We start from the raw sequence: 9,426 nt of genomic DNA on the forward strand, positions 1-9,426 counted from the left end.
CCGCAGATATGCACCAGGCGGCCGTGGCGGGTATACGACAGGGTGTCATACAGGGTATCGAGCGTGATCGTGCCGGTGCCAGCCAGCAGGGTCGGCGTGAATGTACCCTCTGCCGCATTGTCGGCCACCGTGTTCAGCTCGGTATGCGTGGCATTGACTGCGCCAGTCACGCCGGGAAACGATGCCTGAATGGTCGATTTCAACAGCCTGATGTGGTCGTCGCCCTGGCTGACGTTATCGGTCGATACCGGGTTAGCGCTGTCCAGGTCATCGATATACGTTGCGGTTTCCAGTCCCATTAGACAGCCCTCATTTGCATTGAATTACCGCTGAACCGGGCGGCCTGCGCCCTGGTGTTCAGGTCGTCGACATAGCCGTTGAACAGCTGCAGATACCCTTCGGCCTGGGTGATCGCCTCGCGGTACGTGGCTGCTTCGGCCAGCAGCGCGTACAGGTACAGATTCGGGTAGTTGGTCACGATATCGTTGGTATCTTCGGAATCGGTCAGTGCGGACAGTTTGGCGTAGTAGAAAATCTCCACCTCGCTGGTGCTGTCGGCCGTCGGGTGCGGAATAATTTCGATGCTGTTCGCCAACAGCGTGTAAAACTTGTAATTGCCGGACAGCAGCCGCCGCTTCTCGTCGGCCTGCTCCGGCGTGACGTACTCGAGCGGGTATGCCGTGCTGCTGGCCGTGGCCTGGATGTGCCGCAGCTCCAGCAGGTCAGTGGGCAGTGACCAGAAGCCATCCGTCGGGGTGCTGGTGCTGCGTTTTTCCATTTCAGTCAGGCGCAGCACGGTATTCAGGCGCGCTTCGGCCATCAGCAGGAAATCGCTGTACATATCCGTCAGGTCGTTGCGCTTCAGGTAGCGCTCGAACAGGGTAAGCAGTTCGGCGCGGGTCATGACGTCTTTTTCGGAAACTGGATTAGCCGCTTACGCGACTGGATCCCGCCGCGGGGATTGAGCGGCGCCCTGGGCTTCGGTTTCGGTTTCATTTTCCGTTTCATTATCGCACCTTGTACGGGGCCGATTCACTGCTGGCCATGAATTTGGCGAGCGCCTTTTCGCGCGTATGCTTGTCAGGACTGGCCAGGTCCGGGTATTTCTTGCACAGGTAGTAATGATCCAGCTGCGGTATGGAGAGCGCCCAGCGTGACCATTTCAGGTCCCGGGTTGGGCGCTCCACCTGCATACGCTGGTTCATTTCCAGCCGTGCCTTGCGGACGTTGGTGTCCATCACCAACCGGGAGTACAGCTTGTCCTCGTGCGGAACGTACCGAAACTCCCGGTCGATGATATCGTCCATTACGCCACCATGGCCGTGTTGGTCAGGACGTCGGCATACAGCGCCTGCGCCTTTTCGTTCAACACTGCCAGGCTGCCGTCGACGGACATGATCCGCTTGTCGGCAAGACCCGTCTTCGCGACCGGCTCGACCTTGTAGCCGTGCAGGTACGACAGCCGCAGGTACTGGAAGTCCAGAATATGGATTTCCGCGTCGTTGGTATCAACGTACTGCTGCAACCGGTTCGGGACCAGCTCCAGGCTGCCGAAATCGGTGATGAAGTAATTCACCGTACCGAGTGCGGCGGCCGGGTCGCGGCTGCGGCTCTGGTCACTCTGCAGCGTGGCGATCTTTGCCGTATCGGTGAACATGTACTCCGAGATCAGGCGGATCGCTTTCGGCACGCTCATCAGTACCTGTGATTCGCCGCCCTCGTTGTACACGCTCTCGACCAGGTCGCGGATCGTGGCCTCACTGATCGCTGCCGTGGTGCCGGCCGTGTAAACGTCGGTCAGGCCGTCGGCCGTGTTGTAACCGCCCGCGGTGCCGGTCGCACCCAGATCGATGTTGGTTTCCATCCAGGTGGGCAGTCCGCCCAGCTTGCCGGCCACGGTATCACCGTCGTCCGCCACACTGGCCTGGTTTTCCAGCACGATGGCTTCACGGTCCCGGCGCAGCTCGATCTGGCGCCGCGCTACCTGGTAGGCGAGCTCGTCCGCACGGCCAATGGTGCCGCTGTTGCGTGCCCTGGTGGTGACCGATACGCGTTTGGTGCTGATCTGGCAGTGATTGCCGACCCGCGCGCCACCGGTCGCATCGTTCGCGGTCAGGTCCGCGCCGTCGATGGCCGCGTTGGTAAGATCGGGCGTCGCCAGCGTGTCCTGCGTCCAGCTGTGGTAGCTGTTGCTGACCGACATAGTGCCGGCCCGGTCGTGAAAAGGAAGCGGGACGTTGGAAATGTCCCAGATTGCTTGCATGACGTCCTCGTTGATAAGGCCGTCACGTGCTACGCCATCGAGGTCGGCGCCTGACCATTCGTCTGCCGGATTTGGCATGTTTAGCTCCTGCTAATCAGTGAGCTGATCGCGGCTGTCTTGTCGTCGGATGTGCCGCGCTTCGCTCGTTGAATCAATGCGGCGCGCTCCTGGGCTGGCGATTGCTTGCGGGTCGGCGGCTTTTGGCCTTTCGGGGGATTGCTTTGCAGCTGTTCCCGCTTGGCCTTGCCCGCCGCTTCCCGCTTGCGGTACTGCGTCAGATCGTGCAGTGCTTTGATAACACGGTGATCCGTGATGCCGGAGTATTCCCATTCACTGAACCCGTATTGCTTGAACGTGTCCAGCTGTTCGGTCCTTGCCGCCGCTTTCGCGTCCGGGTCGGCCCATTTCGGGAAAGTCTTCAGCAACAGCTCGGCTTCCTGCTGGTCATCTCGCTGCTGCATCTGCTGGACGTGATCTACCACCTCTGGTTTCACATCCTTCAGCATTTCAGCCAATTCGACCAGCTGCCGCCGGGCTGCCATCAGTTCAAGCTGCTGCTCGTTCTGCTGTGCTTCCCAGTCGTCGCGCTCCTGTTGCAGGTCTTGGTGATCCCGGAAATGATCCTTCAGCTGTCCGACAGTCATGTTCTCCATGCCGTCGGGCATCGGTATCTCCAGGTCATAGTCGACCTGTGACGGGTCAGTCGGTGCAGCAGCATCTTCTGGCGCGGTGTCCTGCGCTTCGGCCGTCTCCGGCAGTTGCTGCTCGTCCTGCTCCGCTGCAGCGTCCTGCTGCGGCTCTGATTCGTCGGGGTCTCCCCCGGTGATTAGCTCAGAGATTGCCGCAATATCGCTCTGCGGCTCGTCGGGGTGCGGATCGTCCGCTATGTAGCTTGTCTCCAGTTCAGGCGGCATCAGTCGTTACCCCATTAATCCAATTGTAGAACCGCGAGTGTACCCTGTCCAGCGCGTCGATTTCCTTTAACAGCTGGCCTCGCCGGCCTGGCTGGCGCGTGCGCACGATCTCATCGGTCAGTTTTTCCTTTGCCTCGTCGAAAAACGACTGCATGTAGGCGCCAGCTTCTTCCTTTGTGGATTTACGCGGCATCGGTCTGCCCCTGCGGCTCTGGCGCCTGCTGTTTCAGGCTTTCCAGCTCGAGGTCGGCGATTCCCTTCGCGGTTAGTTTCAATTCCTCGATGCCGGCTTTTAGCTCGGCTTCCCATCGATCGAATTGCAACTGAGTGTCGTGCTTATAGCGGTCCAGGCCCTGTTCCTGGTCAAACATGCGCTGCTTGAGGTCTTCCTCAGCCTGCGCACGGGCTTCCTGCATTTGCGCCTTGCTCTGGTAGGCTCGCTGCGCTTCCTCGCTGTCGGGATCGATGTAGAAGTTCTCGACCGCATCCAGGTCCGCGCTGCGCACCCAGTCGGCCAGGGTTTGATAGATACCACCCGCATCGGTCAGCACGCCGTCGAGCCCCAGCTGCATGGCCTGCATTTGATATTGCAGGTTCATCTGCAGGTTTTGGCTTCGCTCGCGCCGCTCGGCATCGGACAGGCCTGCCACGATTTTGACGGTTTCACGTGGGACCCAGCGCATCGGCTTCGTTTCCGCCCATTTGCCGCGCAGCTTGGCGCTCATGCTGCCGTCGTAGTAGCAGCGCAGCGCCTCGTGGATCAGCATGAACGTGCGCCGGAACAGCCCTTCGACCAGGTTGCGGCAGTAATAGGTGGTCATGCGCTCCCGGTGCCCGTATTCGTTCACCGCAGCCGTGGCGCTGGTGCCGGCCAGCTGCATGGCGCCTGATTGCATATCCACCGCACCACCGCCGCGCTCGGTGCGCACCTCGTCGAGGTATTGCAGCGCAGACAGGCAGCTGGGGCCGGTATCGTTGAACGGGATCGGGATCAGGCCATCCGGGCTACGCATCCGCACAATGCCACCGGGCCGGCTCGAGAGCACGTCTTGCATGTTTACTTCACCTTCCACCGCGCCGAAACGGGTATTGTTGGCGTGGTTCTGGTTATCCAACCACTGCCGCAGCACGTGCGTTTTGGCATTCTCGACCTGACACATTTTGTCGTACATGCTCAGCCCGATCACCCGGTTGGGCACCACCAGGGCGCTGCCGGTCGCATACGGTACGAACTTGGCGCGCTCCTTTTTCAGCATCACATTGGCTTCGTAATTACCGGCCAGGAAGTGCCACAGCTCGGGCTCGCCATCCCCATCGCAGTCCATCCAGGCGTAGCAGTAATAAACGTCGACCACTTCCGTGCTGGTCTCGAACCCGCCGCGGTGGTCGTCGCTGCTGAACTGCCGCTCCTGGTTGGTGTAGTACGTTTCGTAATTGAGCGCAGACAGCTCGGCGACTGCTGCCTTACTGCAGCCCATTTCCAACAGCTCGCCGCGGGTATGCAGCCGCTTTTCGCCCACAAACCGGATATCGGTCAGGTCCTGCGACTGATGGCCGCTGGAGAACAGCATGAACTCTGGCGCGATGCTCTCGACGCACAGCTTTTTGTACTTCTGCGTGTGCTTGCAGGTGATATCCAGCTTGCTGGGGTCGTCGGCATTATCGCTCTGCTGCGTGCATTCGATGCTGTGATGCGGCCCGGTCGGCGTCATGTACTCGGTCAGATCCATTTCATCGACGGCCTCGTGTTCGGTTTCCCATACCTTGCTGTACTCGTCGACATACACCTTGAGCCAGCCGTTCTGCAGCAGCAGCGCATTGTGGGCCGCGCTGTAGAACTGGTCGTACAGGTTGCTTTTCTGCGCCACGTGCATTACGAAATCGCTCTCCAGCTGCGCCTGGGCTTCATCCTGCTCGCCATCGGCTTCAAACTCGATCAGGGTGCTTTTCAGCATCGGGCTCAGCTCAGCCATGACAGAATCAACCGTATCGGCGATATCCATGCTGATGATTGCGCTGCGGCCTTCCACTTCATCGCCGCGCAATCGCCCGAAGTACCGGCGCAATGCGTTCTTGTGGTTTTCGGCCAGCTCAGTGCCGTCATAGCCGCGTGCGTGCGTGATTTCCTGGCCCAGGATGGCCAGTATTTCTTTATCGTTCATTGTCCGATTGCCCTGTTCAGGTATGAATAGTCCAGATCACCGCTCCAGCTGTCGTCGTGCTTGCGGGTGATGGCGAAATACCGCATCGCATCCGCCGCGTGGCTGGTCCAGTCGTGCACTGGCTTGAAGATGCCACGCTTATCGTCCAGCTCGTTGCGGTACAGCGTCAGCGCGTTGATGCCTTGCTCGCAGTGATCCGAATCGAAATAGCACCGGGACAAGATGCCGCGGACTGCCTCAATTCCATCAATAACCTCTTGCTGAGGTGCGACGGTAAAGTTAATGCCCAGCTGTCGCGCCTGATGGAGACGAGTAAGACCTGTCCCAAGCTCGCGAACCTTGAGATCATGCGGGCCAATGTGCTGCCCGTAGTTGTATCCCTTGCGTTCCAGGTGACCGATAATGTCAGGTAGTCCAATGTTCGTATACTCCTCGTAGTCGATCAGGTGGATTTCGCTGCCCACGTGCTGCACAAACCAGATCGCCGTGCTGTCCCGGATACCGATATCCCAGGCCGTGATGACCTTATGTGTCTTGTCATACGGCACCTTAGTGATGCGGTCCTGCTCAATGGCATCCTGCATTTCACGGCCGTAAAACGCGCCGACAATGGCCGCGGTGAAATCACACTCCATTTCCTGCGCATATTCGCGGGTCGTCAGTTCCTTTTTGATCTGGCGGAGCTCGCTGTCCGGCAATACACCCGATTCGCTAGCTTTATGCATTGCGCGCTGCCATCCCTCGCGCTGCTCTGCTCGTTCGTACAGCTCTTTAAACAGGTTTGGTCCCTGGGGTGTCCCGATGAAAATAGCGCGCGGTTCATGCTCCGCTGTAAGGCGGTCTGACAAAGCGGGACGGATGACCTCAGACCAGAGTCGCGGGGACATTTGTGCGACCTCGTCCAGCACCACAGAATCATGGTACAGCCCGCGCAGGCTATCGGGATTGTCGGCGCCGTATAGTCGTATTCTCGCTCCATTGGGGTAATCAATGCGCAGTTCACTCTCGTTCATCGTCGCACCTGGTATCACCCGGCTGAAATGCTTCAGGTAATCCCAGGCAATGGCTTTAGCCTGCTTCAATAGCGGCGCCACATATGCGCCGCGGGGGTTATCCAGGGGGCAGCTCAGCACATCCCGGATCAGCTGGTTAATGGCGAAGTAAGTCTTACCCCAGCGGCGATGGCAGACCAGCACGTTGAAGCGCACCAGCCGATCGTGCTCGATCTGCTGCTCGGGCCGTGGTTTGTAGGGGATGACTACTTTTGCCACGTAATCACCAGCTCGCCGTCCATGTCCAGGTCAATGGTTTGCTGCGCCAAGTTGGGCAATGTCTTGTTCAACAGTATCTCAGCCGCCCTGATCTGCGTGCTGGTCATCTGGTTTTTTCCAATCACATGATTATGCAGGCGATTTATCAGCTGACTGGTGCGAATCTTATCGCGGGTGCGCTGGACTTGCGTGAGGTTCTTTCTGACTGCCATTAATCGGGGATAATCGGCCTTTAATGAGCGATTCTACGTCATTAATCGACCGGAGTATATACACTGGGGCTTTGACGAGGTCGTAATACTCGAGCTGGCTCGGGGTGAATCGATTCCGCCCTTGTTGGTTTTTAATCTCCACCAGGAAGCACTGGCCATTACGGGTACACAGCAGGTCAGGCACGCCACCGCCCACGGCTGACAGGTCAGTGACGTGGTGGCCTGACCGGCTCAGTGCCTGAGCTATCTGGCGCTGATTAGCATCGACCTTGCGGGCATACCTCACCCGTTCAGCCGGTGTTTCAGGTATTCCCAGCCAGCCGCCGCCATGGCCGTGATGGCCAGGATAATACCCCAGCCGCCCACAACCCTGATCCACTGTTCCTGCCTGCCCTTGCGGGTTTCCTTTTCCTTGATAAGCGAGCTGATGTACTCGTGGTGCTTGCGATGTGTTTCCACATCCAGCGTGCGCCTTTTCTCCAGGTGGGAAGTGACAGCCTCAGCGATTTCAGCGATTTCGCCGCTGCTGAGCTGGGTCATTCTGCGCAGGTCAGCTCGATGGTGCAGTTACAGGCTTCTTCCACCTGGGCACGGAATGCAGGCCGCTCACTGGCCGGCATGTTCTCGCAATAGGCTTCAATGCCTTCACCAATGGTTTCGGCACCTTCACCGATCTGTTCGGACAGGAGTGCGCAGCCACTGAACAGCAGGGCTATACCAATAAACAGGGGTGTAACAGTTAATGGTTTCATAGTGTTACCTCATGTGATTGACAAAAACAATAATAGCAAAGCAACAACAGGGTTACCGTGAATTAATCGCAAGTTATCCACAGGGGCGGGAAAGAAAAAAAAAGGACTGCGCAGCTGAGTCAGCCTGCCTCAAGGCCCTATTCGCAAGCGGGGCACGGCAGAACAACACGCTGCAGTGCGGCGAGACAGCCTGCGGCTGCTCACCTGAGGCGGCGGCTGCGCAGCTCTGCTAGGGGATGCGGAAAATACTAGCATCTTGTCAAGTGCTAATTCAATGTGTCACCGGGTGGTGACTGACGAACGGTCGTTTTACTCCCCCTCGATGTTCACCAGCGATCTGATGAGGATTCGGCAAATTCAAGCGCCAAACAAACTTTGTCCCACACCTCTAAGGCGCACTTCTTCTCATCGACGACAGATAGCAGATCAACTATTACCGATGCGTTGTGCTTTAATCCATCCCGCTGCTGCTCTGCGCGTTCCTTGTCCCGCGCCAGCCGTTCGATCAGGTCGGCAGACGGGCAATGACCGATTGTTGACGCTCGTAAAGCCTTAACCATGTTTTGCACTTCCTCGTCCTTCACCGGGGTTAGGGCGCAAGCACATGCCTCAATAAGGCTCTCCGGCACTTTTAAATAATGTGGCTCGCCTTTTTTGCGAGATGCATAGTTAAATGGTCCTTTTAATTGCTCTGCAAGGTTATTGTCAGTCATTTCATTGTCTCCGGTTATGGCCGTCCCTGGCCGGATGGGTTAGGCGACGCGGTTAGAAAGTATATTTATTGCGTCTTCGGTTCGCTGAATCAAAACGGCTTTGCTGCGTTTCATCAACCGCTTTACCTCAAAATGATCAGCGGGCAAAGGATTTTCAGCATTATAAAGTGCCTGCCCAATAACCCGCGCTAAGTCGTTTTTGGTCCAGTTTTCAAGTTTGCCTAAGTTTTTCATTTCATTGTCTCCGGTTTGTGTTGTTGACATATAATGGACTATACCGTACAGTACAGTCTCTGTCAACAACTGTACAGGAAAACAGATGATCAATCGCAAGCAACTCCGGCCGGAAATTCCGGCTAAGCTCCACAAACCTCTGCAGCGGTATGCCACCGCGCACAGTGTCAATACCACCGCGGCTGTGGCACTCCTGCTTACCCAGGCGCTGCGGCAGCTCAAATACATTGAAAAGGAAAAAGCATAATGAACATAAACGATCTATATCCCAGCAAGTACCTGAAATCCGATGATATCGGGCAGGCCCGCGTTACGCTGCAGGTGGCAGCCATTAAACTGGAAGAGGTGGCCGAAAACGAAAACGCCAAACCTGTCATGCATTTCAATGGCAAAGACAAGGGCATGGTCCTGAACAAGACTAACGCGCTGATGTGTGCGCACGTCTGGGGCGGGGATACTGAAGCCTGGACCGGCCAGTGGCTGGACCTGTTCGTCGAACCGAAAATGTTTCAGGGCAAGGTAGTCAATGGGCTGTCAGTCGCCCCAAAGCTGCCACAGACGGCAGCTGCGCCGGATACGTTCCAGAACGCGGCAGACCTGGCGCGGCCCCCGTCGCAGCCCAATACGGATTCGGCAGCGCCTACACCCAGTACGCCGCCGATCGACGACGATATACCCTTTTAACCCTCTGGTATCAATGGAGAATCAAACATGAAACCATTCGATGAAATATGGGACGCGTTCGACAGCCTGACCGACGATATCCACAATCTGCAGTGCGATGTCGACGAACAGCTGAAACGCATCGACGAAGCACTGGTAGCGCTCGAGCTGCGCACGATTTCACTGGAAAAGGAGCGTAGCGAATGAACCTGTATGACATAGCCGACAATATTCGCGAGCTG

15 protein-coding genes are annotated in these 9,426 nt (G+C 57.4%); 3 read left to right on the top strand and 12 right to left on the bottom strand.

What is annotated here, in order from left to right:
• The 12 genes from HKN06_05125 to HKN06_05180 form a co-directional block, all read right to left on the bottom strand.
• Positions 1–299: hypothetical protein (locus HKN06_05125; protein ID NNF60700.1), on the bottom strand; the 299-nt coding region annotated here is incomplete at its 3' end.
• The gene (locus HKN06_05130; protein NNF60701.1) at positions 299–904 is read right to left on the bottom strand and encodes a hypothetical protein; all 606 of its coding nucleotides are present in this window, start codon (positions 902–904) and stop codon (positions 299–301) included. The genes HKN06_05125 and HKN06_05130, both read right to left, overlap by 1 nt.
• A 103-nt stretch (positions 905–1,007) precedes the next feature.
• Positions 1,008–1,307, bottom strand: a complete 300-nt coding sequence (locus HKN06_05135) for a hypothetical protein (protein NNF60702.1) — start codon at positions 1,305–1,307, stop codon at positions 1,008–1,010.
• Positions 1,307–2,341 carry a DUF5309 family protein gene (locus tag HKN06_05140; protein ID NNF60703.1) on the bottom strand — a complete coding sequence of 345 codons (1,035 nt, stop codon included), beginning with the start codon at positions 2,339–2,341 and terminating at the stop codon, positions 1,307–1,309. The genes HKN06_05135 and HKN06_05140 overlap by 1 nt, the downstream gene beginning before the upstream one ends.
• Before the next feature lie 2 nt (positions 2,342–2,343).
• Positions 2,344–3,177, bottom strand: coding sequence for a hypothetical protein (locus HKN06_05145; GenBank protein ID NNF60704.1), 834 nt, complete (start codon positions 3,175–3,177; stop codon positions 2,344–2,346).
• Positions 3,167–3,370, bottom strand: a complete 204-nt coding sequence (locus HKN06_05150; GenBank protein NNF60705.1) for a hypothetical protein — start codon at positions 3,368–3,370, stop codon at positions 3,167–3,169. The genes HKN06_05145 and HKN06_05150 overlap by 11 nt, the downstream gene beginning before the upstream one ends.
• On the bottom strand, positions 3,360–5,339 hold the full coding sequence (locus tag HKN06_05155) for a hypothetical protein (GenBank protein ID NNF60706.1): 1,980 nt from the start codon (positions 5,337–5,339) through the stop codon (positions 3,360–3,362). Before HKN06_05155 ends, HKN06_05150 begins: the two co-directional genes overlap by 11 nt.
• Positions 5,336–6,610, bottom strand: coding sequence for a hypothetical protein (locus tag HKN06_05160; GenBank protein NNF60707.1), 1,275 nt, complete (start codon positions 6,608–6,610; stop codon positions 5,336–5,338). Before HKN06_05160 ends, HKN06_05155 begins: the two co-directional genes overlap by 4 nt.
• Positions 6,611–7,104: 494 nt before the next feature.
• Positions 7,105–7,362 (bottom strand): hypothetical protein, encoded by a 258-nt coding sequence (locus tag HKN06_05165; GenBank protein NNF60708.1) that lies wholly within the window; start codon positions 7,360–7,362, stop codon positions 7,105–7,107.
• Positions 7,359–7,574, bottom strand: coding sequence for a hypothetical protein (locus tag HKN06_05170; GenBank protein ID NNF60709.1), 216 nt, complete (start codon positions 7,572–7,574; stop codon positions 7,359–7,361). The genes HKN06_05165 and HKN06_05170 overlap by 4 nt, the downstream gene beginning before the upstream one ends.
• 326 nt (positions 7,575–7,900) lie before the next feature.
• Positions 7,901–8,287: a hypothetical protein gene (locus HKN06_05175; protein ID NNF60710.1), complete on the bottom strand. Its 387-nt coding sequence runs from the start codon at positions 8,285–8,287 to the stop codon at positions 7,901–7,903.
• Between the two features lie 39 nt (positions 8,288–8,326).
• Positions 8,327–8,521, bottom strand: a complete 195-nt coding sequence (locus HKN06_05180) for a hypothetical protein (protein ID NNF60711.1) — start codon at positions 8,519–8,521, stop codon at positions 8,327–8,329.
• Positions 8,522–8,606: 85 nt separating this feature from the next.
• Between HKN06_05180 and HKN06_05185 the strand changes: the two genes are divergently transcribed.
• From HKN06_05185 to HKN06_05195, 3 genes are read left to right on the top strand one after another with little or no spacing between them, the layout of a single operon-like run.
• Complete coding sequence (locus HKN06_05185; protein ID NNF60712.1) at positions 8,607–8,768, top strand: hypothetical protein; 162 nt, start codon at positions 8,607–8,609, stop codon at positions 8,766–8,768.
• Positions 8,768–9,205, top strand: coding sequence for a hypothetical protein (locus tag HKN06_05190; GenBank protein ID NNF60713.1), 438 nt, complete (start codon positions 8,768–8,770; stop codon positions 9,203–9,205). Before HKN06_05185 ends, HKN06_05190 begins: the two co-directional genes overlap by 1 nt.
• Positions 9,206–9,232: 27 nt before the next feature.
• Positions 9,233–9,391: a hypothetical protein gene (locus tag HKN06_05195; protein NNF60714.1), complete on the top strand. Its 159-nt coding sequence runs from the start codon at positions 9,233–9,235 to the stop codon at positions 9,389–9,391.
• The last annotated feature ends 35 nt before the right edge of the window (positions 9,392–9,426 follow it).

The sequence above is a fragment of the Gammaproteobacteria bacterium genome, assembly GCA_013003425.1.
Classification (GTDB): Bacteria; Pseudomonadota; Gammaproteobacteria; order Steroidobacterales; family JABDKV01; genus JABDJB01.

Coding starts and splice junctions, on each gene's coding strand:
- HKN06_05155 (NNF60706.1), bottom strand. CDS start 5,339: ATGAACGATAAAGAAATACTGGCCATCCTGGGCCAGGAAATCACGCAC.
- HKN06_05190 (NNF60713.1), top strand. CDS start 8,768: ATGAACATAAACGATCTATATCCCAGCAAGTACCTGAAATCCGATGAT.
- HKN06_05140 (NNF60703.1), bottom strand. CDS start 2,341: ATGCCAAATCCGGCAGACGAATGGTCAGGCGCCGACCTCGATGGCGTA.
- HKN06_05185 (NNF60712.1), top strand. CDS start 8,607: ATGATCAATCGCAAGCAACTCCGGCCGGAAATTCCGGCTAAGCTCCAC.
- HKN06_05135 (NNF60702.1), bottom strand. CDS start 1,307: ATGGACGATATCATCGACCGGGAGTTTCGGTACGTTCCGCACGAGGAC.
- HKN06_05175 (NNF60710.1), bottom strand. CDS start 8,287: ATGACTGACAATAACCTTGCAGAGCAATTAAAAGGACCATTTAACTAT.
- HKN06_05180 (NNF60711.1), bottom strand. CDS start 8,521: ATGAAAAACTTAGGCAAACTTGAAAACTGGACCAAAAACGACTTAGCG.
- HKN06_05165 (NNF60708.1), bottom strand. CDS start 7,362: ATGACCCAGCTCAGCAGCGGCGAAATCGCTGAAATCGCTGAGGCTGTC.
- HKN06_05195 (NNF60714.1), top strand. CDS start 9,233: ATGAAACCATTCGATGAAATATGGGACGCGTTCGACAGCCTGACCGAC.
- HKN06_05145 (NNF60704.1), bottom strand. CDS start 3,177: ATGCCGCCTGAACTGGAGACAAGCTACATAGCGGACGATCCGCACCCC.
- HKN06_05170 (NNF60709.1), bottom strand. CDS start 7,574: ATGAAACCATTAACTGTTACACCCCTGTTTATTGGTATAGCCCTGCTG.
- HKN06_05150 (NNF60705.1), bottom strand. CDS start 3,370: ATGCCGCGTAAATCCACAAAGGAAGAAGCTGGCGCCTACATGCAGTCG.
- HKN06_05130 (NNF60701.1), bottom strand. CDS start 904: ATGACCCGCGCCGAACTGCTTACCCTGTTCGAGCGCTACCTGAAGCGC.